This window comes from Actinomadura sp. NTSP31 (genome assembly GCF_041951385.1).
In the GTDB taxonomy this organism is placed as follows: Bacteria; Actinomycetota; Actinomycetes; order Streptosporangiales; family Streptosporangiaceae; genus Spirillospora; species Spirillospora napierensis.
Map to the genome: position 1 here is coordinate 273,803 of NZ_JBGNUT010000004.1, position 26,096 is coordinate 299,898.

The following is a 26,096-nucleotide window of genomic DNA, read 5'->3' on the forward strand; positions in this document are numbered from 1 at the left end:
GCGATGACCGATTTCGGAGTGACCGACGACGGCTTCGTGCTGAAGCCGTTCGACCAGATCCTCGGCGAGTCGTTCGACCGGGCCCGCGCGGTCTTCGGCGACATCGACCTGACCAACACGAGCCCGCTGCGCAAGATCCTCGAGGTGACCGCCGCCGAGGACGGCGAGCTGTGGAAGCGGATGGAGGACCTCTACTACGGCAACTTCGTCTCCACCGCGTTCGGCCACGACCTCGACCTGCTCGGCGAGGACGTGGGGCTGCCCAGGCCGTCGCTGCCGAGCACCGGCGAGGTGCTGTTCACGCTGACCGCCCCGGCGCAGGCCAGGCGGTACATCGTGCCCGAGGGCACCATCGTGGTCACCGCGCCGCCGGTGCGCGCGTTCGGCACGACCGCCACGGTGACGCTCGACAACGACAACACGAACGTCCCGGTCGGCGTGGTCGCCTTCGAGCCGGGGCACGGCGGCGACGTCCCGAAGAACGCGATCGTCGACGTCGATCCGACGTACCGCGCCATCTTCCTCGCCGACTTCGGCGGCGCCACGCTGACCGTGACGAACCCCGCCGCGACGACCGGCGGCACCCGCACCGAGCCCGACGACGTCTACCGCGCCCGGCTCGCCGGGCTCGCCCGCAACCTGTGGACCGTGGACGCGGTCGCGCAGGCGGCGCTCGGCGTCAGCGGCGTCCTGGACGTGGTGCTGTCCGACCCGCTCGGCGGCGTGGACGTCTCGCAGAGCTACTTCGCCACGTTCGCCTTCGACCAGCGCGCGTTCAGCTCGGAGGCCAGGCGGATCGGCGAGCCGTACTTCTTCGACGTCGTGGTCGCGCACGACTTCCGCGCGCCCTGGCGGACCGTCGGCCCGGTCCAGGGCATCTTCGAACGGGTCCGCGCGGCCGTGGACGCCGTGCGGCCGGTCGGGATCCACCCGAACATCGTGGAGGCCGACCACATCGAGGTCGGCGTCCGCGCGACCGTGGTCGTCCAGCCCGGATCGGACGGCGCGGCCCTGCTGGCCCAGATCAGGCAGCGGCTCGCCACCGACATCGGCGGCGGGCGGCTCGGCGGCGACGTGCTGTACTCGCAGGTCGTGCGGGCGTTCGTGGAGCAGCCCGGCGTCGTGGACGTGCAGCGGCTGCACCTGCGCCGGGTCCCGCCGGCGTTCGGCCGGATCACCTTCGGCGGCGTGCCGCACCAGAGCGCCGTCGCCGAGGCCGCGGTGGGCGACAACCTGCCCATGGGCCCGACCGAGCTGGCGGTCTTCTCGCCGGGCGGCGACGCCATCGACCTCACGCTGGTGTCCTCATGACCGCGCCGGCGTTCGCCGCGACCCGGATGGCGCGGCGGCTGACCACGCCGTTCGGGCGCGGCGCCGACACTCTGGACCTGGCGCTGGCGCCGGGCGCCGACCCGTCGAAGGCGGTGGTCGCGCCGTACGACTACACCGACCACCAGGCCGCGTTCGGCCGGACCCCGGAGCCCGCCCACGTGCTGGCCGTCACCGCCGACGTGCCGGCCGGCCTCCAGGTCGAGGCGGCCTTCACCCAGCAGGGCGGCCCGCCGGGGAAGGCGAAGGCGGCGTTCCCGGCGGGTGCACCGGCCGGCACGTCCGTCGTGCTCGGGGTGCCCGCCTCGGCGGGGGTCCGGGTGACGGGGCTGACGGTGACGCCCGCCTCGGCGGACCGTCCCGCGGACCAGGCGCTGCGGCTGACCGTCCTGCTGGGCACGACGGCGAAGGTGCTGTGGGTGCTCGGCGGCGAGCGGGACCAGCTGCGCGAGCGGCTCGCCCGCACGGTCGCCCAGCGGCACCTGCCGTCGGCGACGGGCCGCAGCCTCGACCTGATCGGCGCGGACCTCGGCGTCCCGCGGTTCCCGCCGCTGCCCTACGGGTTCGACGCCGACACCGTCGCGCTCTACCACCTCGACGACGCCGCCGGGAACGCGGGCGGCGGCGCCACCGAGGCGCGCGACGTCACCGGCCAGTACCCCGGCCGTACCGGCCACCCCGGCGTGCCGCACGGAACGGTGCGGTTCGGCGCGGCCGGACGGTACGGCGCCGCGTTCGGCTTCGCCTCGGCCGACGCCGTCGTGGAGGTGGCCACCGATCCCGCGTTCGACATCGCGGCGAACGGCAGCGCGACGTTCGAGTGCTTCGTCCGGCCCGACGCCGGCGCCGACGACGGCCAGGTGCTGTTCCGGCACCCGGCCCCGGGCGGCGCGGGGGCGGGCTGGGTGCTCTCGGTCGGCGCGTTCGGCCGGGGCGTGGCCCGCAACCCCCGGCTGCTGGTCACCGACGGGACCACGCCGGTCACCCTGTTCGCCGACGTGAGCCTGCCGACGGACGCGTTCACCCACCTCGCCGGCGTGGTGGACGGGGCCGCCAAGGCGGTCCGGCTCTACGTCGACGGCGTGCAGCGGGCGAGCGCGCAGTTCACCCCGTCCGGCGGGGTGCACAACACGGCGCCGCTGCGGATCGGGCCGGGCGGCAGCGGCTTCCGCGGCGTGGTGGACGAGGTCCGGATCTCCGCCACCGCCAGGACCGGTTTCGCGCCGGTGCTCGGCGAGGCGGACGAGCACTACCGCAGGCGCCTGCGGGTGTTCCGGCGCTGGGCGCTGCCCACCCCGGCCAACCTGACGGCGACGCTGAACGAGCTGGTCGGCAGGATCGGCGGGCTGGACGACCCGCTGGTCGTCCAGGACGCCAACGCGCCGCTGGCGCGCGGCACCAGGCTCGTGCACGTCCGCCCGGTCGCGCTCCTCCAGGGCGAGCGCATCGACGCGGCGGGCCGCCGCCGGGTCGACGAGGCGGACGCCGTCGGCACCGCGGCGCAGGAGGAGGCGTTCGACCCGGCCTTCCTGCTGCGCTACGACCGCGGCGACGTCGACTTCACCGCTCCGCCGCCGCGCGACCTCGCCCCCGGTGAGCTCCCGCCCGACCCGCACCTGGTCCAGGTCGGCCTGGCCGCGCCGCTGGACCGGCTGGTCGCGCTCGCGGCCGCCGAGCCGGGCCCGGCCGGGCGCCTGCGCGTCAGCGTCGCGTTCGACCCCCGGGCGGGCGACCTGCGGGCCACCGGGCGCGCCGTCCTGCTCGGGCACGGCACGATCGCGCCGGGACGGCTGGCCGCGCTGGCCCACCGCGCCGGATTCGATTACGTGTGCTTCCGACCCGACGCCGAAGCGGACGGGGCGCAGGTCTACGCCGCCAACGCGCCGGGCGACTACTTCGCCGTGGACATCGACCCGGTCCAGGGCGGCCCGGCCGACCTGGACGTCGGGTCCCCGGTGACCCTGTCGCTGCGGCCCGCGCCGCCCCCCGGGTCCACGCTGCGCTGGCGCACCGTTCCGGACGGGCCCGGCCGCGGCACCCTGGCCACGACGGGAGCGCCGGGCAACCCGGCCTCGACCACGACGCTGACCGCGACCGCGCCCGGCGGCCTGATCGTCAAGGCGGAGGTGGGCCTCGGCAGGCGCACCGCGGCGGCGAGCCGGCCGCTGCGCCTCGGCCTGCCCGACCTGCCGGACAAGCAGACGATCGCCGGCGACGGCGCGCTCGGCGCGCCCGTCGCGGTGGTGAGCGACATCGGCGAGTCCTTCGACCAGCGGTTCCTGAGGCAGCACAACGAACAGCAGGTGAACTACGGCACCGATCCGAACAACCACCTGATGCAACCCGCGGTGGCGCAACTGCTGGACACCCTGCTCGCCGAACTGGCCCGGCTCTCACCCGGCGGGCAGCTCGCGGTGACCTCGGCGTTCAAGCCGGGCGGCGACGAGTTCGCCGCGCACGGCAGGACGCTGACCCTGCACCACACCGTCCTCGCGCCCGGCCCCCTCGCCGCGATCGCCCACGCCGTGGGGTTCGGGCACGTCGAGCACAACGGCGCCAACGTGATCGTCCGGCAGGCGCCGGGCGAGCTGGTCGTCGTGCGCGGCCCTGCCGGCACGGACGGCGGCCTGGTCATGGAGCTGGACGAGGGCGCGACGCTCGGCCTCACGATCGAGCCCGCGCTGACCGGCGCCGCGACCGGTGCCGGCCAGGTCAGGCTCGGCTGGGCGAGGGGCGCGTTCGACACCGCCCGCGTCACCCTCGGCAACCCCCGGCAGCCGTCCACGACCCTGCGCGGCGACGCCGCCGGCCTCGCCTGGGTGCAGGCCGACTACCTGCTCGGCGACCTGCCGGCCCCGTACACCTTCCGGGTCGGCCTGCGGCCCGAGCTGGACGACCCCGGCACGGTGATCTCCAAAGACCAGTACGACCTGATCCTCAACATCCTCAACGCCCTGCACCCGGTGGGCATCGAGGTCAGCACCCAGATCATCCGGGACCACACCGTCGAGGTCCGGGGCGATCTGGCCGCGGTCAACCCCGACTTCACCTTTCCCAAGTTCCGCGTCCGCAGCGCGACGCCACCCACGCGAAGGGGCAACAGCCGTGGCTGACTTCAGTTACACGCCGAAATTCCACCATCTCGACTGGGTGGACAACGTCGACCGCGTCGAGGCCGGCGGCACGAACGGCTTCAACATCCGGTTCGAGACCATCGAGAGCGACCTGCACGGCGTGTCCACCGTGGTCACGCAGATCGGCACCGAACTCGACCAGCTCGGCGCGCGGGTGCCGACCGTCCCGCCCAGCGTCACCCTCTCGGTCGCGCCGACACTCCAGCCGGTCGGGACCGCGACGCCGTGGGCCCTGCAGACCTCCGGAATCGCCGTCGCGCCGCAGGCCGGCGGCCCGAACGGGGTGGTGCCGCTGACGCTGCCCGACCACGTCCGGCTGACCTCGCTCCGCGTCCGCGGCCACGGCTCCCCGCCCGCCGGGCAGAACACGGCCTTCTTCTTCAGCCGGATCTCGGTGTCCGACGGCACCTTGCAGAACGTGACGTCCTTCGACACCAGCACCGTCCCGCTCAACACCGCCCAGTCCATCCCCAACAGCGCGGTCAGCCTCGTCGACCTCGCGAACTTCCGCTACGTCCTCGCGGCGAGCAGCGGGGTGGGGACGGGCGATCCCGTCACCCTCGTGTCGTTCCAGATCACCTACAACAACTGATCCCGCACGTGCCGGGCGGCCCCGGGCCGCCCCTTCGAATGGAGTCCTCATGGTCAAGAAGAACACCACGACGACGGCGGACGGCGCGCAGCCCGCGCCCGCCGCGGCCAAGGCGCCCGCGCCTTCCGGAGCCAAGGCGCCCGCGCCTTCGCGGGCCCGGACGGCCGCGCCGAAGCTGGGCACGCCGCGGCAGCCCGGCCCCAACCGGGCGCCGAGCGTGACCATCCGGCCGCCGTCCATCGTGACGCCGGCCGCACCCGCCCCGATCACGGTGAACGCGGACGCCGGCGTCCAGTGGACGTGGCTGCCGGCCGACCTGAGCTGGGACGAGGAGCAGGTCGTCCGCTACGTCGAGACCCTGCTCGACGTCGCCGGCGTCGAGTCGATGAGGGACCACACCGGGGGCGGGGGCACCTACCCGGTGCGGTTCCCGCACCCCGGCGACTACGCGCTGACGGCGGCGGGGGTGACCGACGAGGGGGCGCACATCAGCGCCCCGCCGGTGACCGTCCACGTGACCCCGGCCGGCCCTCCGGTGTTCAACTGGGTGTCGCCCGCCGACGGGACCGTCGTCGACTTCGGCCCCGGCGGCGGCCAGGTCACCGTCGAGCTGGCCACGGGGCCCGACCAGTACTACCCGCTCGCGGTGGGGATCACCAAGGACGGGACGACCACGACCCAGTCGTTCACCGGGTCCCGGCTGGTCACGACGCTGGTACTCGCCCCCGCGCCGCTCGGCCCCCGTACGATCACCGTGCAGTGCGCCGACCCGGACGGCCGCACGTCGAGCCAGACCCGCACGATCGTCGCGCACGACGGCACGCCGCCGGCGGTGACGATCGGCGCGTTCCCGACCGATGTCACGGTCACCTCGCTGCCCTTCCTCCTCACGCTGAACGGCACGACGTCCGGCGCGCAGTCGGGGGTGACCGGGGTGTCGTACGCGGTCTCCTCCGGTCCTTCGGGGCAGGCCCAGGACACCGCGGCCGCGGGCGACTGGTCGACCTGGCAGGCGCGGATCCCGCTGCCGACCACCGGCCGGTTCGACTTCACGATCACCGCCACGGACACCCGCGGCGGCACCGGCTCGGCGTCCGCGTCGATCAACCTGCACCTGTAGGCCGCGCCCGAGGGGGTGACATGGAGATCAACTGCCACGTCCCGGTCGCCGTGCACGTGGTGGGCGAGCCGACGCCGGACCGGCTGGACGCGCTCGGCCACGCCCTGGCACGGGCCGTCGCGGTGCGGATCGCGAAGGTGGAACGGCTCCTGGCCGACCGCCACCCGCCCGGCTCCCATGCGGAGCCGGAGGCGTGGCCCTGGCCCGGCGCGGACACCGCGGGCAGCGGCGCGGCGCGGTTCTCGGGCCACGCCGCGCCCGCCGGGCCGGACCCGCGCGGCTCCGACCGCCTGCCGGACCTCGGGGCCCCGTCCGGCATCGCGGGAATCCCGCTCCATTCGGCGACCACTCCCGTCGCGGCACCCGCACCCCGGCCAACGGCCGCGCCGGCCGTGCTTGGGGCGGCGGGCTCGACCGGGAGTCCGGCCGGGGCCCGGGGCCCGACCGGCGCAGCGGGTGCCGCTCGTGCCGGGACTCCTGCGCCTCCACGTCCGGCGGGCTCGGCGAACCCGCCGGCCCGTCCGCCGGATGCCAAAGGACCGGTGCCCCCGGCCGCCGGCCCCGGGGCGGGGCCTCCGCGCGCACGCACCGCCGCCGCGGTGCCGTTCGAGGTGCGGGTGCTGGTGGAGGCGATCCTCTTCCTCAAGATCGGTTCGGACCGCGACCTCGCCCTGCTCAAGCAGGTGGTGGACCAGTACGGCTCCACGACCGGCTACGCCGCGTTCCTCGACGGGCTGCGGCGGGCCGGGCTCGATCGCTTCTTCGACCGAGTGCGCCCCGTGCCGGGCATGCCTCGCCCCGCTCCTTCGGCCCACCTCAGCGCGGACACCATCCGGATGCTGTTCGGCCCGGTTCCCGAGGAGCCGGACTACTGGAGAACGCTGAGCTTCGAGGAGCGCCGCAGGCCGATCACGGTCGGCGACCGGACCCGAGCCGTGCTGCGCGACCGGACCGTGGTGATCCCCGGCCCGGGGGACCAGGCCGACAAGCGCTTCTCCGTCCCCGACAACAGGTGGGAGATGACGCGCGAGGCCCTGCACGCCTGGCTCACGCAGATGGTCGGAGGACGGCTGACGCCCTTCGAGGAGTACCTCGTCGCCAACTGGAACGAGTTGGAGCCCGTCCCGCAGTTCGACGGCGCGCAGGTCATCGCCTACTACCTGGTCTCCGGGTCCAGCGGGCTCCGCGAGCACCGTATCCACGGCCCGGACGGGGATGCCGTCAGCCTCTGGTACAGCGAGGAGGGGCTCGTCAACGAGGGGCTCGGGCCGATCGAGTACCTGCTCCTCGCGCACGCCGCGCTCAAGCTCGGCGGCGTGCTGCTGCGGGCCGTCTCGCGCATCGCGGTGACCGCCGGCAGCGAGGCCGCGCAGAGGGTGGTGCTCAAGCTGGCGCTGACCACGCGCCGTCTCGGACGGCCGCTGTCCGCCGTGATGGAGGGCGTGGACTCCGGGCTCGGCGTGCCGGGGATCGGGGCAGGACGTCCGGGAGTCGCGCTCGTGGCACGCGAATCGTCCGCTGGTGTACTGGAGGCGCCCGGCGGGTTCGGCTCCCCGACCGTGCCGCGGACTCCGCCCCCGGCTCCGCCCGCCGCGGCGGAGACCCGGCTGCCGTCCGCGACCCGCTCGGCGGCCCGGGCGCCCGCCACCGGTGCTTCGGCTTCGGCCACGGCGGGTCGGGCGGCGGTGTCAAGGACGGGAGCGGCCGCTCAGGCCGGACGCGCCGCGGCACGCGTGGTCGGCGTCACGGTGGTCGATCAGTCGGGCGCGCGCATCGGCGGCGCTACCGTCCCGGGCGCGGGCCGGACCGATGCCGAACCCACCGACGACGCGGGCTTCTCGGCGGGGACGTTCGACGAGTCGCCGTCCACCGTCGCGATCACGCCGGGCCAGGGCGTCGTCACCACGTCGCCCGAAACGGCGACCGGTCTCACGCAGACCCAGGTCACGGCGCTGGGACGGCTCCTGGCGAAGAGGTTCACCGACAGCGCGATCGATGTTCTGGCGCGGCTGTGGGACGCGGCGGCGCGCACCGGCGACACCGCCGTCCTCACCGCGGGCAACAGCCGCGCCCTCTTCGATCTCCACCGGAACCGCTTCTGGCGCCGTGTCGCCGCCGACCCCGTCGCCCGCGCGCTGTTCACGGACGCGGGCTGCGTCTTCGCCGGCGGCGCCCCCTACCTGATGCTGAACGGTCAGCGGGTCGTCATCACCATCGACCACGTCGTCGAGCGGCAGACCGACCCCGGCCTCGCCCTGACCGCGTCGAACCTGCGACTGGCCTTCTCCCGGGAGAACTCGGTCGTGCTGCGGCTCCTGCACCTGCTCTCCCCGTTCCTGTGAGGACGGCACCCCCGGCCAGGCCGACCGAACGGAGACCTCGATGGACCGGCAGTACAACCTCCCCGGCGCCGTCGGCGGCACCGACGCCGTCACCGACGGCAGGTCCCGGCAGGCCGCCCGCGACCTGATCGCGACCGTCCTGTCCGGCGTCGCCCGAGGGGTGCGCAGCGCCGCGCCCGACCACGCCGGCCACCCCGTGCCCGGAGCGCCCCTGCGCGCGGGGAACACGCCGCCGGCGCCGTCCACCGCGAGCGGGACACCGCTGGGCCGAGCCCCCGCGGGGGGCGGGTCCAAAGCCGCCCCGGCCCCTCAGGGCGGCGCCGCCCGGCCGCCGAAGAGCGATTCGCGTGGACGACCGGAAAAGGCCCCGCCCGCGGCTCGCGTGTTCCCGCTTCCAGGCCGTTCCAGATGGCACCTGGAATTCCCCACGTGGGTGGGAAAAGAGGAAGTGGCGAAATGGCTCTTCCGCGACGGCGGGCTGCCGGAGGGGTTCCACCTCACGGGACGCCCGAAGGACGCGCTGCTCAGCCCGTCCTGGGAACTGTCGTGGGGTGATTACCGGAGCCGCGTCCAGCAGGGTTCCGTCGACTTCGCCGCGACCTTCCTCGGGCTCCTCTCCCCGTACGGCCGGGTCCTGGCGAACCGTGCGCTGCTCGGCGGCGACGCGACGGACGAGGAGGTCGCCGCGTGGAAGGCCGAACAGGCGAAGAAGGCCGGCCAATGGAAGGAGTACGAGCGGCAGTTCGTTCCGGCGCTGGGAATGACGCGCGGCGAGGCGTTCACGCGCCTGCCCTGGGGCCCGTACGAGGTCGCCGGTCAATTCGTCTGGATCGGCGTCAAGGACGCCCGGAGCCGCGCCGTGGTCGAGACGTACCCGGTGTCGACGAACGAGATCTTCAACCGGGACATGCGCGTCTACCTGCGCCGTGGCCTTTCGGTCACCCAGGCGGTCGCCGCGTTCACGGCGGGCTGGGACGAGATCTTCGCCATCGAGATGGCCTTCGCCGGGACCGGCGCGGGTTACCGGGTGGGGGACGCCGCCGAACTGGAGGGCGAGATCGGAATGCTCGAACGGCGGGCGCTCAGGTCCCAGGGAGTCCTCACCGAAGGCGACCTGGCCCTCGCCAAAGCGGTGACGTCCACGGAATCGGTGGTGATCCGGACCGATCTGGCCGAAGCCGGCGCCGTCCGGCAGGCCGCGGTGCCCGCCGGGACGCGACGCCGGATCGGTTTCCTGCCGCCGTCCCGGCAGGGTGAGACGACGGCCGTCGAGCCCCCCGCCGGGACCAGGCCCGTCGCCGGATTCGGCCGCGACCTTGAACCACGGGTTGCGCCGCCGGGGAACGCCGTGCCGCCGGAGCAGCAGACGTACACGCATTTGCCCCCGGCGCGCCAGGTCCCGTCCACGCCGGCGGGCGGGCCCGCAGTGCCGCCGGGCGCCTCGACGGGACCGCGCCACGACCTGCGACCGGCCGCGACGGCGAGCGGCCGCCCGCCGGGCGGCAAGCCGCCCGGCGGCCCGTCGAAGCCGGCGCCAAGGCCCGCGCCGAAGCCGAGCCCGGCGGCCAAGCCGGAGGAGGAGTCCGGCATGACCGCCGCCGAGCGCGACTGGGAGAGGGCCCAGGCCGAGGTCGACCGCCTCGATCGTCCCGCGCCGCGGTCGGAGGGCGGCGCCGTCGTCGATCAGTACGACACCCCGGAGGCCGCGGTCGGCCAGGTGGAGGGAGAAGTGACCTTCGTGGACGAGGTGAACACCGACGACGACGGCCTGCGCGCTCAGGGGTTCACCAAGACCCTGTACGTGGTCGACTCGGACGGCGTCCAGTGGACCGTCGCCTACAACCGGCGGACCGGCAAATACGCCACCGCGCACCACTCCCGCTCGAACTGACCGGACCGTCAGGTCCAGAACGGGGGGACGGGATGGGCGTGGTCGTGGCCGTCCAGGAGGCGCAGGTCGTTCACGTTCCCCGTGCCGGGAAGGGAGATCTCCTCGACCAGCCGGCCGTCGCAACGGTCGATGACCTGGATCCACGAGTCACCGCGGTGCCGCTTGTCGCGGGACGAGGGGACGGAGACGCCGACGATGAAGTGGTCCTCGGTCATGGCGAAGCCGCGGGCGAACCCGGCGCGGGGCAGCGGCACACGGCGGCCCCGGTCGGAGCGGATCTCCCTGGTCCTGGTGCTTATCCAGAACAGTTCCCCGCCGCGGCAGGCCAGCCCGTGAATGGAATGCCCGGCGTTCGGGTGCACGTCCACGAGGCGGAATGTCGCTCGGTCGTACACCTTGATGAAGCTCGCGGGACCGAAGGCGTGGGCCGCCACGTAGAGCCGGTCACCGTGCCACAGCAGGGAGTTGTAGTGCCACCGGTCGTCGGCCGGCGAGGCATCGCGTTCCACGTACGGCCGGACGGCCTGTGCGGCGAGGTCGAATTCGACCGTGTCATCGTCGCCGACCCCGATCAGTGAGTTGGTCCACGGGCTCACCGTCCAGACGCGCCCGGCGTCATACGCGAGTTGGTGCGTGTTGACCTGCAGGCGCACCGGAACGGCCCGGCCGAAGCTCAGGTCCTGTTCGAACGCCAGGAGCTGGCGGTTGTTGACGATGAAAAGTTCGCTGGGACTCCAGGTGATGCCGAAGGGGCGGCATTGCGCGCGCTCGGTGATGGTCGGGTCGAAGAAGCCGGACCGGGCGTCGATGTGTCCGACCTCCCGGGTCCGCAGGTCCACGACGACGGCGAGGCTGCGCATGTTCGACACCGTCGCGAGGATCCGCACGGCGTCAGACGGGCGGGAGAGCGCCCAGGCGGCGGCTCGACCGCTCGATCATCGCCCGCGCCAGTCCGTCCGCCCGCGAGGCCGGCCCGGCGAGCGTGAACCCGTCCGCGCAGGCGTCCGCCAGCGTCCCGGCGATGTGTTCGCGAACCTCGCGGAAATGCCCGCCGAGTTCGCCCGCCGGCCAGCGCACCTGGATGGACGGCCCGTCCTCCGCGCCGGGCAGCGCGGCCAGGATGTGGCGCGCGACGTCCAGTTCCTCGACGGCCAGCGCGGTGAGGAGGCCGGTGCCGCCACCAGGGCCCGCGCGTGCGGTGAGCCTGGCCTCCTTGCGATACCGGTCCAAGAGGTGATGCACGAAGGCGCCTGGTGGGGGAGGAGCCGGGTCCATGTCCTCCAGCAGGGCGAGCAGCCATTCGACCATCACCGTCCCGGCCGGTCCGAGGTCCGGCCGGTCCTGGAGCTGCTCCCCGAGGTAGTGGGCGCGCGCCAGCGCTCGCCCGGCGTCGATCATCCGGGGGGCGGCCGTCCGCGGCCCGTAGGCCAGGTCCAGCGCCGCCGGTGCGCTCTCGGCGACTCGCGCGAACAGCGCGAGCTGCACGTAGACGTGGAAGGCCGCGAGGGCGCGGTCGGTGTTCCACAGGTTGTGCTCGCCGGTACCGGGCGTGTTCCAGAGCGACCGGATCTTCGCCGCGGCGCCCGGGCGCAGGAGGGCATGCCCGCGGCGGATGTCGTAGAGCTTCTGGTGCAGCGATTCGTGCAACAGGTGCTCGGCCGCCCACCAGGGATTCCTCAGCTTCGCCCGGTTCAGGAAGATGACGCCGCTGAGCTGGAACTGCGAGCTGGACGCCTTCCCCTTCCAAGCGCCCTCGGGAGGGAACACCGCGATCAGATGCGTGTGGGACAGGGCGCTGCGCGCGAGCTCCGGAAGCAGTTCACCGAGCAGGCGGACGGCGCCCTCCAGGACCGCCGTCTCGGCTTCGCCGGGTGTGCAAAGGGAGCCCTCGTACTCGTTGCGCACCAGAAGCCGGAAGGCACTTCCGAAGGCGTCGTCGGGCGCGTCCTCACGCCACACCGCGCCGCCGAAATTCGCCGTCCGCAGCGGCTGCGCTGCCTTGCGAGTCGGTTGCGCGCCCGTGTCGCGGACGCTCTCGAGAAGTGCGGCGCACTGTTCCAGGGGCAAGCCGCGCGTGGCGCCGTTCGTGATGCGAGCGAAGGCGTGCTGGATCGCGCATCTCAACACGGGATCATCGAACAGGTCGAATTTCGCGATGTCCGTGCCCGCGAGTTCTCGACGGAGCCGCTCGGCGGCCGGGATTTCCGTGGCGATCTTCTCCAGGCGGCGCAGGTAGGAATGGCGCTGCCGACCGCGAATGTAGGCGCTGTCACCGAAACCCGGGTCGCTCGCGAAGGCCTTTTCGAGGTCGCGGGCGACCGGATCCACCGGAAGGCCGCCGAAACCGGCGGCCTTTTCTCCTTGGTCTCCTGGCTTCACGCCGGTTCGGTCTCCGGCTCGGTCTCGGCCTCGTCGTCGTGGTGGTGGTGACCGGCGTCGCGCTCGGCCAGCGACAGCTCCTCGGCGGACAATTGCAGCTTCTCGAGCTGCTCGTCGGTGAGGAATACGCGCCGGCGACCGCTGCGAGGGGAATTGTCGGGCATCGTGCCGCCTCCTTGGACCGGCCGGAGAGGAGTCGCGGAATTTCCTGCGGTATCGCTTTTCCGCCCTCTCTCGGGAGTATGAGCGTAAGTCGGCGTGTCGAGCGGTGTCAATGACGATATTGGCCACTTCCGGCGCCGGCTCCCGATGTCAGGATCCGCCCAGTGATCCAAATGGAATCGGACATATCGGCTCGGAAGCCTTCGAATGGCCGAGGCCGCACCCGCCGCCATTGATCGTCACCCGGGGCAATCGAGGCGTTACTCCGCTGTGACGCCAAGGGTGCTGTGAGGCCAGTGTCCCTTTCCGGGAGAAGGGGGAGAAGAGGAAGGTGGCGAGCCCTTTCCAGCGGGACAAGGTCCAGGTGGTCTTCGCGGGCGTGCCGCACCGACGTCGCCGACCCCCTTGTACCCGGCACGCCGGCGGGGGCAGGCTCTCCGACGGAGTGTCTGGAGGCCTACGTGTTGACCATGGGCGTTGAGGAGGAGTACCTCCTGATCGATGAGCGGACGGGCCTGCCGGCCGCCGACAGCCGCCGGGTCAGGCAGGCCGCCCGCCGGATGTGCGACCCGGCCGGGGACGAGGTCCAGCTCGAGCTCCTCCAGGCCCAGATCGAGATCGCGACGCCGGTGTGCGACACCCTCGACCAACTCAGCGACCACCTGCGGCGGCTGCGCGGGAACGTCGGTGAGGCGGCCCGCGCGGCGGGGCACCGGCTGGCCTGCACGGGCTGCGCCCCCTACCGCGCGCCGCAGCCCGTCCCCGTCACCGCGACCGAGCGCTACCACGCCATGCGCGACGACTCGCGCCTCCTCGCCGACGAGCAGCTCATCTGCGGGATGCACATCCACCTCGGCATACCCGACAGGGACGTGGCGGTCAGCGTGCTGACCCGCCTGCGCCCCTGGCTCCCGCTGCTCCTGGCATTGGGCGCCAACTCCCCGTTCTGGGAAGGGGACGACACCGGGTACGCGAGCTGGCGCACGCTCATCTTCGGCCGGTGGCCGGTCAGCGGCCCGCCGCCCGCCTGCACCAGCGCCGCCGACTACGACGCGCGCGTCGCCGGGTTGATCGACGCGCGCGTCGTGCCCGACCGATCGCATCTGTACTGGCACGCACGGCCGTCCGAGGGCTACCCCACGCTGGAGGTCCGGGTGCTGGACGTCCAGCTCCACCCCGACACGGCCGTCGCCCTCGCGGGCCTCACCCGGGCCCTGGCCACGGCCTGCCTCACCGAGGGCGCCCCGGACCGGCGGTTCGACCACCCCGAGATCCTGCAGGGCACCACGTGGCTCGCGGCGCGGCACGGCCTGGACGCCGAACTGGCCGCCCCCCTCACCGACCGGCCCCGTCCGGTCCGCGACCTCACCAGGGCGCTCCTGGAACACCTCGGCTCCCGCACCGACGATCCCGCCTGGCCCGATGTCAGTACCGAGATCCACCGGCTCCTGGACCAGGGCAACGGTGCCCAGCGGCAGCGCCATGCCGTCGCCACCGGAGGCAAGGACCGCCTGCTGCGCACCATCACCGACGGCTGCTGAACTTTGGCGCCGCGCCTTCCCGCAGACCTGGTCCGCGTCGCCGGGCACGCCGCACCATGGTCAGCAGAGCGGTGAGGCATGCGGCCGCCAGGAGTATGGCGAACGCGACCGTCAACGCGGTGGTGTAGCCGTGCACGGCGGCAGCGTTGGCCGGGGCGGTCCGATGGGAGGCCAGGTAGGTCGCGGCGGCGCTGGCTGCCAACGTGTTGAGCAGCGCGGTGCCCAGAGCGGCTCCGAGTTGCTGGGCGGCGTTGTAGGCGGCCGATGCGGCTCCGATGTCGTGCCCGCGCATGCCCTCGGTGGCGAGGCCGGCGGTCGGCGGCATGACACAGCCGAGGCCGAGCCCGGTGAGCACCAGCGCGGGAACCAGGTACAGGGCGAAGACGTCCGAGCTGCCCGCCGTCAGACGAGTCAGGATCAGCATCCCGGCGGCCGCGGTGAGCAGACCCGGCACGATCAGCGCCGAGGGCGGGACGCGGCCGTGCAGCTTCCCGGCGATGAGCATGGACCCGGCCAGCGCGGCCAGCGCGTTGATGATCAGCGTCAGCCCGGCCTGGACGGGCGAGTAGCCCAGGACCGTCTGGGTGAAGTAGCTCATGAACAGGTAGAAGCCGAACATCGCCACGAACATCAGCGTGATGGCGACGAACGCGCCGGCGCGGAGGCGGTGCAGGACGACCCGCATCGGCAGCAGCGGATGAGGCGCGCGGATCTCGACGGCGACGAACGCGGCCAGCAGCATCATCCCGCCGGCCAGCAGCGCCACCACCTCCGTCGAGCCCCACCCGAGCGGCTGGGCCCGGTTGAACGCGTACACCACCGCGGCGAACCCCGCGAGGCTGAGCAGCGCACCGGCGACGTCCAGCCGGCCTCGACCACCGATCGGCCGATCCGCCGGGACCAGGGTCGCCCCCAGCACGGCCAGCAGCGCGATGGGCACGTTGATGAACAGGCACCACCGCCAGCTGGTGTACTCGGTCAGCAGCCCACCGGCGATCAGGCCGACCGCCGAGCCTGCGGCCCCGACCGCGGCGAACGCCCCGAACGCCCGGCCGCGTTCGCGTCCCTCGGTGAAGGTGGCCGTCAGCAGCGACAGCCCGGCCGGTGCCAGCACGGCGGCGAACGCCCCTTGCAGCGCCCGCGCCCCGAACAGCATCAGGGAATCGACCGCCGCGCCGCCCAGCGCGGACGTGACGGCGAAGCCCACCAGACCGATGACGAACGTCCGCCGGTGTCCCAGCGCGCTGCTGACCCTGCCGCCGATCAGCAGCAGCCCGCCGAAGGCCAGCGCGTAGGCGGTGATCGCCCACTGCCGGTTCCCGTCCGACATCCCCAGCGCCCGCTGCGCCGACGGCAGCGCGATGTTCACGATCGTCCCGTCCAGGACCACCAGCAGCTGCGCGGCGCTCACCACCGCCAGCGTCCACCACCGCGCATGCGCGCGTCCTTCTCCGCCGTCGGCCGCATCATTGGACGGCCCCGCCACCCATGGTTCGTTCTCTTCGACATCCATGGTCTCCAGCGTTCCGTTGAACTCGCTCCGGAGACTTTTCGCCGCCGACGGCGCGCCGGCCACGCCCAGGACCCGGCAACCCTCAACCCGCGATGGAACCTCCTGACCAGCACTCGCGGGAGCCGGGTGCCTCCGCTCGTCGATCACGGCCGCCCCTGCGAGTCGGAGGGCCGTGCCCGTTCAGGACGACAGTGACTTCCAGAATGCGCAGTTGCTTTGCACCGCGGTGTCGGTCGGGTGAATGCCGTTGGGGCCGGGTGCGAAGGACAGGACGTCGCTGGGGGAGCGGAAACGCGGCCAGTGCGGTGCGTTGGCGGCGGTCGGGTGTGCGGTGCGGGCGAACGAGGTCCAGTAGTCGACCATGGCGTCCGACAGTTGCCGCTGTTGGGCGTTCAGGTCGCCGAGCAGGCCGGGGAAAAGGTAGGTCAGTTCCGTCGCATGCTCGGCGCCCTCGTCGAATCCGGGGACATCGACGAGCGGCGGCGCCGTCCGGTCGGCGAACTGGTAGGCGTAGACCGGGACACCCGCACGGGACAGTGCCTGGAACGCGTCCTGGTGCAGGCAGGTGGAGAGCGACGTGCCGAAGTCGGTCTCAATGGTGGACAGCGCGATCCGCGGGTCGGGGTAGTTCCGCGCCGGGTAGCGGGCCAGGACCTTGTCGGCATCGGCGCCGTACATGGAGTGAACGATGCCCTCGTACTGCGCCGCCGTGATCGGCTGCGGATAGGAGAGGGAGACGAACAGGCGCATCTCGTCCAGGGTGTTGCCGTGCATCACCGAGACCCGGTTGAAACGGCCTTGCGCGATGGCCTGGGCGGGTTGCAGCGGCAGGACGCGGTCGCCGCCCGCGACGGGACCGGCGGTCATGTTCTTGGCCTGGAACGACTCCAGCAGGGTCCGCACCGGTACGGCGCGCAGGCAGGCGGCCGTCTCGGCCGGTGAGGCCTTGCCCGCGCATCCGACGGCGTCGGCGAGCCCGGCTCCGTCGGCCTCCGCGCCGGCTTCGGTCCGTGCGGGCGCGGCGCAACTGAGGCTCTCGGGGATGACCTTGTCGAACAGCCCGGCGGCGGACGGCGAGACGAGGTTGGCGCAGGAGTCGGCGGCGCCGGCGGACTCGCCGAACAGCGTCACGTTGCGAGGGTCGCCGCCGAACGCCGCGATGTTGCGCCGCACCCACCGCAGGGCCGCCTGCTGGTCCAGCAGACCGTAGTTGCCGGCCTGGTAGCGCCGGTCGGCGCCGGTCTCCAGCGCCGGGTGCGCAAGCCAGCCGAGGGGCCCGAGCCGGTAGTTGACGGTGACGACGATGACGCCGCCGCGGACGGCGAGCTTGGAGGCGTTGTAGGCGCTGCCGGTGCCGGTGAGGTTGCTGCCGCCGTGCGCCCACACCATGACGGGCAGGGCGTGCCGGCCCTTGGGCGCGCGGTTCGGCGTCGTGACGTTCAGGTAGAGGCAGTCCTCCGCGTACGTCGTCTCGCCGCCGTAGACGGGGGCGATCTGCGCGCACTGGCTGCGCGGGAACGTCGCGTCGTAGGTGCCGCTCCACGGCCGCGCGGGCTGCGGTGGTCTCCAGCGCAACGCGCCCGTCGGGGGCTGCGCGAACGGTACGCCTTGGAAGAGCCGGTCGTCCTGCCGTACCTCTCCGCGGACGAGTCCGGTGTCCGTCCGGACGACGGCGGGCGTGCTCGGCGCGGCGGACGCCGGCGCCGGCACCAAGCCACCGGCGACGACCAGCGCGGACATCGGTATCGCGACGCCTTTCAGCCTCATGGGTCTCCTTCCGCGAACCTGCTTCCGGCGCCCCGAGCCGCCCATCAAATTAGAACCCTTTTCTAGGACGGAAGACAAGGCCCCTTGAGGCCGCTGCAAGGACCTTCGCCCGTCTGGCCGCCGCGTTCGGCGTAGGCATCGCCCCGCGCACCGCTACGTCACTGCGCGGGGCGATGCGGATCGCGGCACGCAAGGCCTACGTCATCGCCGACAAGGGGTATGTCGGTGCGGGCGGCGCGATCGGGGCGCCCTACAAGCGCCGAAAGCGCCGCCGGCTCGGCAAACGCAAGTAGCTGTTCAACCGGCACCAAGCCCAGGTCCGGGCACTCGGGCCAGCAGGGCGCCGCCACATTCAAGGCCTGGCGCATCCTGCACAAGGCCCGCTGTTTCACGCCAACTGAGGTTGGAAAGACCGCACGGGTGATCTTTAGGGCGGTCCCTTTGTCTGTTTGTAAACAGCTGCTCCGGAGTCATTCGGCTGTCGGGCGGTGGGAGAGGCGGAGTTCTTCGATGTCCAGGCGGGCCTGGATCTGGCGGAGGACGGTGTCGTCGATGCGGCGCTGGTCGCGGAGCTGCAGGACGGTGGCGCGTTTGCGGTCGATGAGGGCCAGGCGCAGCGCGTTGTAGTCGTGGTCGATGCGGGCGGTGGCGGCCGCGTCATCGTCGGCGGATGCGTCGTCGGCGTTCAGGATCAGCAGATGGGTCTCGTAGTCGCGGCGGAGCCGGTCGACGGCTTCGGGATCGACGTCCAGCTCGCCGGCGACGTCGGGGAGGGCGTCGAGGGCGGCCTGGGTGGCGGTGGTCTCGGCGAGGCGGCGTTCGGCGTCGATGCCGGTGTCGCGGGGGAAGCGGGCCCAGCGCACGACACCGGGCAGCAGGAGCCCTTGGACGACGAGGGTGGCGACGATGACGCCGGAGGTGACGAAGATGATGAGGTCGCGGTCGGGGAACGGTGCGCCCGAGGACAGGGTGGTGGGGACGCCGAGGGCGGCGGCCAGGGAGACCGCGCCGCGGAAGCCGGCGATGCCGCTGACGACGCGCGAGCGGTTGCTGACGCGCAGCAGGCGCTGCTTGGGGCGCCGGTCGAGGAGGCGGATGAGGTAGGCCGAGCCGAACAGGAACGCGAATCGCGCGGCGACCAGGACGGCGAACACCACGGCGACGGTGAGCAGGGCGTGCGCGAGGCGGTCGCTGGTCAGGCCGCGGACCGCCGTTTGGACCTCGATGCCGACCAGGACGAACAGGGCGCCGTTGAGCAGGAAGGTCGCCAGGGCGTAGGACTCGATGGTCTGCAGGCGCGCGTCGGCTCGTCCGATGCGCGGGCCGGTCTGGCTCATGATGAGGCCGCAGACCACGACGGCCAGGACGCCGGAGGCGCCGACGGTCTCGGCGAGCAGGTAGGCGGTGAAGGGGATGAGCAGCATGGTGGTGCTGCCCAGCAGCGGGTCGGTCAGGCGGCGGCGCACCTGCACGCCGAGCCAGGCGATGACCGCCCCGATGAGGGTTCCACCGAGGTAGGCGAGCAGGAACAGCCGGCCGACGTGCGGGACGCTGAGCTGCTCCTCGCCGACGGTGATGCCGACGGCCAACCCGTAGATGACCAGGGCGGTGCCGTCGTTGACCAGGCTTTCGGCGCGCAGGATGGTGATGTTCTGGCGCGGCAGCATTCCGCCGAGAACACCGACGGCGGTGGCGTCGGTCGGCGCGATGGCGGCGCCGAGCACCCATGCCGGACCCCAGGGCAGCCCGAGCGCGTGCGCGGTCACCGCGACCGCGCCGGCGGTGACGACGACCAGGACGGTACCGGTCAGGGCGATGCCGCGGATGTACTTGCGGATCTCCCGGGGCGAGGTGGTCAGGCTCTCCCAGTACAGCAGCGGCGGCAGGAACAGCAGCAGCACGACCGCGGGCGGCAGTTGCGCCTGGCGCAGTGTGGGGATGAAGCCCAGCAGCAGCCCGGCGATCAGCAGCAGGACCGGCTGGGCGACCCGCAGCCGGGACGCGACGACGGCGCAGACCAGGATGGCCGCTCCGAGGACCACCACCAGCTCTAGCCCGAACACCTGACACCCCTGTCGACCGGACGGCCGGGCGCGGCCCCTGACCGGCCGTCCCTGCCAGAGGTGATCCCCGCGGCATCATGCACCCGAACCATCAGTGATCTCGGTGGGAGCCCGGCGCCTCATCCCTGGGCGGGCTGCGGGGTGAGACGCATCGTGGTGCTCGCCGCCTGCGGACTGGTGATGCTGTCCACCGGAGCCGAGTAGCGGCGGTACTTGGTGCGGTAGGCGGCGTCGATCCGGTCGTTGAGGCGCGGGTCGGCGTCGGCGCCGATGTCGGTGTAGGCGACGTCCTTGGTGACGCCGCCCGCCTGGATGCGACCTTGGTGGCGCGTGCGGGTGGTGCGGAACCAGGCCGAGCCGGGCCCGTTCACCGAGCGGACGTACAGGTCGCCGTCGACTTCGACCATCCAGATGGTGCGCGGGCTGCTCAGCGAGCCGTCGTCGCGGCGCGAGGCGATCTGCAGTTCGTCGGCGCCGTTGATGCGGGTGAGCTCGTCGTCGTTCCAGGTCGTTGCGGGCGAAGGCATCGTCGTTCTCCTCGGTGGTCGGTCGTGGTGGTCGGCCTGTGGTGGCGCTGCCGCCACCGTGGCGGCCGGTCAGCGTTCGAGCATGCGCATGCCGGCCTCGTTGTGGGTGTCGCCGGCCGCTGGGGGAGGTTGGACAGCCTGGTGAGCTGCTCGTCGGTCAGTTGGACACTGTCGGCGGCGATGTTCTCCTCGACCCGGCTGACGCGCTTGGTGCCGGGGAGTCCTGCACGCCCCGGGTCCACAGCGAGTACTCCGACTGGACGGCGGCGACCGGGTGGACGGCGTGGGCGCGGCGGATGGTGTCGGGCCCCGCCTCCGACAGCCCGATCGCCCTGATCTTTCCCTGCGCGACCAGGTCGGCCAGCGCGCCCACGGTGTCTTCGATGGGGGTGCCCGGGTCGACGCGGTGCTGGTAGTACAGGTCGATGTGTTCGGTGCCGAGTCGCTTGAGGGACCCCTCGACGGCGGTGCGTAGATGGGGCAGTAATCACTCGCCGGGCGGGAAGTCGGTGGAGCCGGCCAGGTCACGTTGGGCCTCTAAGCCGTCGATGCGTCGGCGCAGTGTCGCGATGGTGCTGTCGAGTGCCTGGGAGCCGAGCACCAGGCGCAGCGGCGCGGGTTCGGCGTCAACGCTGTCGATGATGCGGGCGGCCATCCGGGCCGGGTCGCCGGGCGCCAGCCCGTTGGCGGGGTCGAGCATCGCGCTGAAGGCATGCGCGGGATTGCCGTCGTATTCGGGCATGAGGTCGGCGACTTGGGCGCTGCCGTAGCGGAACTGTGTGCGGGCGCCGCCGGGTTCGACGATCGTGACACCGATGCCGAACGGCGCGACCTCGGCGGCGACCGCTTCGCAGAAGCCTTCGATGCCCCATTTGGTGGCGTGGTACATGGAGTTGCCGGGGAAGGCGACCTGCCCGCCGTAGGAGGAGATCTGGACGATCCGGCCGCCGCCCTGGACGCGCAGGTGCGGTAGCGCGGCGCGGATGAGCTGGATCGAGCCCGTCAGGTTGGTGGCGATGATGTGGTCGACCTGGGCGTCGGTGAGCTCTTCGGCGGCGCCGAACAGGCCGTATCCGGCATTGCTGACGATCACCTCGATCCGGCCGAGGTCGGCGAACGCGCGATCGACCACGTCGCGGACGGCGGCGGTGTCAGTGACGTCGAGGACCTCGGGACGGAAGGCGCCGGGGTACTCGCCGGCCAGGTCGGCGACCTTGGCGGTATCGCGGACGGTACCGACCACACGGTCACCGCGCCCCAGCAGCTGCTCGGTGAGCTCGCGGCCGAAACCACTGCTCACGCCGGTGATGAGCCAGGTGCGGGATGCCATGAAGAAGTCCTTTCGTCAGTACTGTGACCGGCCTGCTGGAGTGGGCGCCGCCTGGTTCAGCCGAGGGTGGCCTCGTCCAGGACGCGCAGGGCGTTGAGGGTGCGGGGGTAGCCGATGAACGGCAGCAACTGGGTGGCGACCGCGATCAGGTCCGCACGGGTGTTGCCGACGTTCAGGTTCCCGGCGATGTGCCCCTTGACCTGCGGTTCGCATCCGCCGAGCGAGATGAGCATCGCGAAGGTCACCAGTTCTCGGGTCGCCAATTCGAGGCCGTCGCGGGTGAGGTGGTCGCCGAAGCAGTTCTCGGTCAGGAACCGCTGGATGTGCTGCTGGTCGTCCGGTGCGTTCGCGTAGAGCGCCTTCACGGTGTCTGCGCCGACGATCTGCTCCTGCACCGCGCGGCCCCGCTCGGCCCGCGTCTGTGGCGTAGTGGTGGACTGGCCCGGCAGCGGTAGCTCGACACCGTGCTCGGTCAGCACGTCGTTGGTGGCGTGCAGGAAATCGAACACCTTGGCCATCCCGACGTAGGGGACGGCCTGGTACAGCACTTCCTTGGCCTGCACCGGCGTCACCCCCGCCGTCAGCGCCGCCCCCAGCATGACCCGGTACTCGCTGAGTGCCTGGCAGGCGATCAGCGAGGCGAGCTGGACCATCAGCCGCTCCGGGGCGTCCAAACCGCCTTCGGCCATGACCTGGTCGAAGGCGAAGTTGTCGAAGACCTCGATCAGCTCGGGGTCGGTCCGCGCCAACGTCGAGACGTCGTCGGGGAACAGCTCTCGGTGGTTGCGGCGCGCGGCGTCACTGATCGCCATGTCGTCCTCCTGAGTGAGATGAAATCGGTGCGTTGGGGCGTGATCGGTCCTAGGGCAGCGTGAGGACGACCTTCCCGGTGGCATGGTGGGAGCGGAGCCGGTCGGCTGCCGCCGTCGGCGACCGCCGGCAGCACCTGCTCGCCCGCGGCGGCGATGACGTCGCCGAGCTCGTCGGGGCGGGTGAACCCGAACGACACGCCCCGCAGTCGAGGACCAGGTCGGCGCCCGCTCCGCCGGTGGCCTTCAGGATCTGCTCGGTCAGGTCGTCGTTCCCGGTGACGAGCACGGCGTCGGCTCCGGCGTCGCGCAGCAGTGTGGTCTTGGCGGCCGTCCGGGCTCGGGTACCGGCACCTCCCGCAGTTTCCACGTCGATTCCGGCCCGACCGTCAACGCGGCCATGGTGGAGGCCATCGGCATCGTGCATCCCCTCGTCACTGCGCCAGTGCTCCTCGCCAGGCGAGGCGTAGACGGCGTTGCCGGAGAGGCGGTTCTGTCAGGCTTCGGGGATGGGCATCCCGTAGTTCTCCAAGGTGATGTCCTGGGGGTCGGGACCGTGGCGGACGCCGGTGTCGAGGGCGTCCAGGGCCGCGCGTTCGGCGTCGGTGAGGTCGAAGTCGAACACCGCGAAGTTCTCGGCGATGCGTTCGGGACGCACCGACTTGGGGATGGCCGACCGTCCTTCCTGCAGGTGCCACCGGAGCATGACCTGAGCGGGCGTCTTGCCGTGGGCTTCGGCGATCTCCGTGATCACCGGGTCGTCGAAGGTGCTGGTCGCGGCGTCGGTGCCCCGGTAACTGGTGATGCCGCCGATCGGCGACCACGCCTGGGTGACGATCCCGCGCGCGGCGTCGGCGGCCTGCACGTCGGGCTGGGTGAAGTAGGGGTGCACCTCCACCTGGTTCACCGCGGGCACCACGCCCGCCTCCTTCATCAGCGCGTCGAGGTGCTCGGGCATGAAGTTGCTGACGCCGATGGCGCGGACGCGCCCGTCGGACAGCAGCGCCTCCAGCGCCCGGTAGGCGCCCCGGGTCGACTCGAACCGGGTCGGCAGCGCCTGGTGCAGGATGAACAGGTCGATGCGGTCGACGCCGAGCTTGCCCGCGCTCTTGTCGAACGCGTGCAGGGTCTTCTCGAAGCCGAAGTCGCTGATCCACACCTTGGTCTCGATGAACACCTCGTCGCGGTCCAGGCCGGAGCGGCGGATCGCCTCGCCCACCTCGCGCTCGTTGCCGTAGGCGGCGGCGGTGTCGATCAGCCGGTATCCGGTCGCCAAGGCGGTCCGCACCGCCTCGGTGGTGGCGTCGGGCGGCGTCTGGAACACCCCGAACCCCAGGGCGGGCATCGAGACGCCGTTGTTCAAGGTCAGATTCATGGTTCGCGCCTCCCAGCACGATCGTGAACAGGTCGATCCGGTCCCCGGGCGGCTACGGGCGGACGAGGACCTTCAGCGCCTCGCGGCGGTCCATGGCCCGGTAACCGTCCGGAACGCCGTCCAGGTCGACGGTGCGGTCGAAGACCTTGCCGGGCCGCACCGAGCCGTCCAGCACCGCCGGCATCAGCTCCTCGATGTAGGCGCGGGCCGGTGCCGGCCCGCCGGTCAGGGTGACGTTCGGGCCGAACAGGCTCGCGAACCCGACCGGCGCCTCCTCGTACTGCGGTACCCCCACCCGGGAGATCACCCCGCCGGGCCGGACCACGCCGGCCGCCTGCTCGTAGGCGGGCATGTGGCCGACGGCCTCCAGCACCTTGCGGGCGCCGTGCCCACCGGTCAGCTCGCGGACCTTGGCGATGCCTTCGGCGCCGCGCTCGGCGACCACGTCGGACGCGCCGAACTCCCGTCCCAGGTCGGTGCGGTCCTTGTGCCGCCCCATCAGCACGATCTGCTCGGCGCCCAACTGCCGGGCGGACAGCACCGCCAGCAGCCCGACCGCGCCGTCGCCGATCACCACGACCGAGTCGCCCGGGCCGACGTTCGCGCGTTTGGCGGCGTGGTGGCCGGTGCCGTACACGTCCGACAGGGTCAGCAGGTCCGGCAGCAGCCCGGAGTCCTCACCGACCGGCGCCTTGACCAGCGTTCCGTCGGCGAGCGGAACCCGGATCGCCTCGGCCTGGGCGCCGCCGATCCCGTCCCGGGCCCAGAATCCGCCGTGCAGGCACGAGGTCTGCAGGCCCTCGCGGCAGAACTGGCAGGTGCCGTCCGACCAGGCGAACGGCGCGATCACCAGATCGCCCCGCTTCACCGTGGAGACGTCTGCGCCGGTCTCCTCGACCACGCCGATGAACTCGTGCCCCATCGGCGACGGGGCACCGGCGGGCATCGAGTGGTAGGGGTGCAGGTCCGACCCGCAGATGCAGGCGGTCACCACCCGCACCAGCGCGTCGGTCGGCTCGGTCAGGACCGGATCGGGCACGGTGTCGACCCGCACGTCCCCGGCCGTGTACATGAACGTCGCTCGCATCTCGTTCTGCTCTCATCGTTGCTGGTGGGAGCCCTACCCGGCCGGACCACGGCCGGAGCGGGCGAGGCCGTCAAGGCGGCCCATCCCCAGCAAACGTTCTTTTGCCGGGCCCCGGCAGTGCCTGTCGTTACAGGTAACGCCAGTACCTGCTTCGCCGGCCGGCACCCGCATACCGTGAAGGCATGGACGAGAAGGGCATGGACGACCGCGCCGAGATCAAGGAGTTCCTCGCCTCGCGCCGGGCCCGCATCACCCCCGAGCAGGCCGGGCTGCCCGCCTACGGCGGCAACCGGCGCGTCAAGGGCCTGCGCCGTGAGGAGGTCGCCATGCTCGCCGGGGTCTCGGTCGACTACTACGTCCGGCTGGAGCGCGGCAACCTGTCCGGCGCCTCCGACAGCGTCCTGGACGGCGTCGCCCGCGCCCTGCACCTCGACGACGCCGAACGCGAGCACCTGTTCGAGCTCGCGCGCCGGGCCACCGGCCCCGCGCCCGCCACCCGCCGCAGGTCCCCGACCAAGCCTCCGCCGCCGGTCCTGCAGCACATGCTGGACGCGATCAGCGACGCACCGGCCTGGATCCGCAACGACCGTCACGACATCCTGGCCACCAACCGCCTCGCCCGCGCCCTGTACGCGCCGATCCTGGCCCACCAGCAAGCCGACCCGCGCCGTCCGGCCAACACCGCCCGCTTCATCTACCTCGACCCCGCCGCCAAGGACTTCTTCACCGACTGGGACCAGGCCGCCGACGACATCGCCGCCATGCTCCGCGCCGAAGCCGGCCGCAACCCCTACGACCGCAACCTCACCGACCTCATCGGCGAATTGTCCACCCGCAGCGAGGTCTTCCGCCGACGCTGGGCCGACCACAACGTCCGCTACCACCGCACCGGCGCCAAGAGATTCCACCATCCCGCCGTCGGCGACCTGGAACTCCACTTCGAGGCCATGACGCTGACCTCTGATCCGGCGCTCACCCTCCTCATCTACACCGCCGCACCCGACACTCCCAGCGCCGATAACCTCCGCCTGCTGGCCACCTGGGCCGCCACCCAAGACCAGCCCACACCCACCCACCACCACGAAGACCAGCATCCCTGACAGCTCCGCCCGATCCTGCTACCAGCAGTGCCTCC

At 72.4% G+C, this 26,096-nt stretch carries 22 protein-coding genes; 9 read left to right on the top strand and 13 right to left on the bottom strand.

From position 1 onward, the window contains the following. Positions 1–3: 3 nt before the first annotated feature. Genes ACA514_RS08755 through ACA514_RS08780 form a run of 6 tightly spaced genes read left to right on the top strand, consistent with a single transcriptional unit; the run spans position 4 to position 10,408 of the window. Positions 4–1,311 (top strand): baseplate J/gp47 family protein, encoded by a 1,308-nt coding sequence (locus tag ACA514_RS08755; protein WP_375040514.1) that lies wholly within the window; start codon positions 4–6, stop codon positions 1,309–1,311. Further along, complete coding sequence (locus ACA514_RS08760; protein WP_375040515.1) at positions 1,308–4,442, top strand: LamG-like jellyroll fold domain-containing protein; 3,135 nt, start codon at positions 1,308–1,310, stop codon at positions 4,440–4,442. The genes ACA514_RS08755 and ACA514_RS08760 overlap by 4 nt, the downstream gene beginning before the upstream one ends. Beyond that, positions 4,435–5,055: a hypothetical protein gene (locus ACA514_RS08765; protein ID WP_375040516.1), complete on the top strand. Its 621-nt coding sequence runs from the start codon at positions 4,435–4,437 to the stop codon at positions 5,053–5,055. The genes ACA514_RS08760 and ACA514_RS08765 overlap by 8 nt, the downstream gene beginning before the upstream one ends. Positions 5,056–5,104: 49 nt before the next feature. Further along, positions 5,105–6,175 carry a hypothetical protein gene (locus ACA514_RS08770; RefSeq protein WP_375040517.1) on the top strand — a complete coding sequence of 357 codons (1,071 nt, stop codon included), beginning with the start codon at positions 5,105–5,107 and terminating at the stop codon, positions 6,173–6,175. A 20-nt stretch (positions 6,176–6,195) separates the two neighbouring features. Next, a complete protein-coding gene (locus ACA514_RS08775; RefSeq protein WP_375040518.1) occupies positions 6,196–8,517 on the top strand; it encodes a hypothetical protein in 2,322 nt (773 codons plus the stop codon). Positions 8,518–8,557: 40 nt separating this feature from the next. Then, entirely contained in the window at positions 8,558–10,408 is a 1,851-nt protein-coding gene (locus tag ACA514_RS08780) for a hypothetical protein (protein WP_375040519.1), read from the top strand. Between the two features lie 8 nt (positions 10,409–10,416). On the opposite strand, the gene ACA514_RS08785 is transcribed toward ACA514_RS08780, so the two are convergent. Continuing rightward, the gene (locus tag ACA514_RS08785; protein ID WP_375040520.1) at positions 10,417–11,268 is read right to left on the bottom strand and encodes a hypothetical protein; all 852 of its coding nucleotides are present in this window, start codon (positions 11,266–11,268) and stop codon (positions 10,417–10,419) included. A gap of 31 nt (positions 11,269–11,299) precedes the next feature. Continuing rightward, positions 11,300–12,367, bottom strand: a complete 1,068-nt coding sequence (locus ACA514_RS08790) for an HEXXH motif-containing putative peptide modification protein (RefSeq protein ID WP_375040521.1) — start codon at positions 12,365–12,367, stop codon at positions 11,300–11,302. A gap of 51 nt (positions 12,368–12,418) precedes the next feature. On the opposite strand from ACA514_RS08790, the gene ACA514_RS08795 reads away from it, so the two are divergent. Beyond that, on the top strand, positions 12,419–12,838 hold the full coding sequence (locus ACA514_RS08795) for a hypothetical protein (protein ID WP_375040522.1): 420 nt from the start codon (positions 12,419–12,421) through the stop codon (positions 12,836–12,838). On the opposite strand, the gene ACA514_RS08800 is transcribed toward ACA514_RS08795, so the two are convergent. Further along, the gene (locus ACA514_RS08800) at positions 12,784–12,951 is read right to left on the bottom strand and encodes a hypothetical protein (protein WP_375040523.1); all 168 of its coding nucleotides are present in this window, start codon (positions 12,949–12,951) and stop codon (positions 12,784–12,786) included. The two genes, ACA514_RS08795 and ACA514_RS08800, sit on opposite strands and share 55 nt — an antisense overlap. 468 nt (positions 12,952–13,419) lie before the next feature. On the opposite strand from ACA514_RS08800, the gene ACA514_RS08805 reads away from it, so the two are divergent. Continuing rightward, positions 13,420–14,490 carry a glutamate--cysteine ligase gene (locus ACA514_RS08805; protein WP_375040524.1) on the top strand — a complete coding sequence of 357 codons (1,071 nt, stop codon included), beginning with the start codon at positions 13,420–13,422 and terminating at the stop codon, positions 14,488–14,490. Here the strand turns inward: ACA514_RS08805 and ACA514_RS08810 are convergent. From ACA514_RS08810 to ACA514_RS08855, 10 genes are all read right to left on the bottom strand, one after another. After that, positions 14,474–16,003: an MFS transporter gene (locus ACA514_RS08810; protein WP_375040525.1), complete on the bottom strand. Its 1,530-nt coding sequence runs from the start codon at positions 16,001–16,003 to the stop codon at positions 14,474–14,476. The two genes, ACA514_RS08805 and ACA514_RS08810, sit on opposite strands and share 17 nt — an antisense overlap. 180 nt (positions 16,004–16,183) lie before the next feature. Continuing rightward, the gene (locus ACA514_RS08815) at positions 16,184–17,770 is read right to left on the bottom strand and encodes a carboxylesterase/lipase family protein (protein WP_375040526.1); all 1,587 of its coding nucleotides are present in this window, start codon (positions 17,768–17,770) and stop codon (positions 16,184–16,186) included. A 470-nt stretch (positions 17,771–18,240) separates the two neighbouring features. Further along, positions 18,241–19,833, bottom strand: a complete 1,593-nt coding sequence (locus ACA514_RS08820; RefSeq protein WP_375040527.1) for a Na+/H+ antiporter — start codon at positions 19,831–19,833, stop codon at positions 18,241–18,243. Positions 19,834–19,952: 119 nt separating this feature from the next. Beyond that, on the bottom strand, positions 19,953–20,360 hold the full coding sequence (locus ACA514_RS08825; protein ID WP_375040528.1) for a DUF2255 family protein: 408 nt from the start codon (positions 20,358–20,360) through the stop codon (positions 19,953–19,955). 157 nt (positions 20,361–20,517) lie between these two features. Continuing rightward, a complete protein-coding gene (locus ACA514_RS08830) occupies positions 20,518–20,844 on the bottom strand; it encodes an aldo/keto reductase (protein WP_375040699.1) in 327 nt (108 codons plus the stop codon). A 3-nt stretch (positions 20,845–20,847) separates the two neighbouring features. After that, entirely contained in the window at positions 20,848–21,690 is an 843-nt protein-coding gene (locus ACA514_RS08835; RefSeq protein WP_375040529.1) for an SDR family oxidoreductase, read from the bottom strand. A gap of 56 nt (positions 21,691–21,746) precedes the next feature. After that, positions 21,747–22,502 (bottom strand): carboxymuconolactone decarboxylase family protein, encoded by a 756-nt coding sequence (locus ACA514_RS08840; protein ID WP_375040530.1) that lies wholly within the window; start codon positions 22,500–22,502, stop codon positions 21,747–21,749. Between the two features lie 49 nt (positions 22,503–22,551). Further along, positions 22,552–22,869 carry a hypothetical protein gene (locus tag ACA514_RS08845; RefSeq protein WP_375040531.1) on the bottom strand — a complete coding sequence of 106 codons (318 nt, stop codon included), beginning with the start codon at positions 22,867–22,869 and terminating at the stop codon, positions 22,552–22,554. A 126-nt stretch (positions 22,870–22,995) separates the two neighbouring features. Further along, positions 22,996–23,874 (bottom strand): aldo/keto reductase, encoded by an 879-nt coding sequence (locus ACA514_RS08850; RefSeq protein WP_375040532.1) that lies wholly within the window; start codon positions 23,872–23,874, stop codon positions 22,996–22,998. A 52-nt stretch (positions 23,875–23,926) separates the two neighbouring features. Beyond that, a complete protein-coding gene (locus tag ACA514_RS08855) occupies positions 23,927–24,961 on the bottom strand; it encodes a zinc-dependent alcohol dehydrogenase family protein (RefSeq protein WP_375040533.1) in 1,035 nt (344 codons plus the stop codon). Between the two features lie 197 nt (positions 24,962–25,158). Here ACA514_RS08855 and ACA514_RS08860 point away from each other — a divergent pair, with 197 nt between their 5' ends. Continuing rightward, entirely contained in the window at positions 25,159–26,061 is a 903-nt protein-coding gene (locus ACA514_RS08860; protein ID WP_375040700.1) for a helix-turn-helix transcriptional regulator, read from the top strand. The last annotated feature ends 35 nt before the right edge of the window (positions 26,062–26,096 follow it).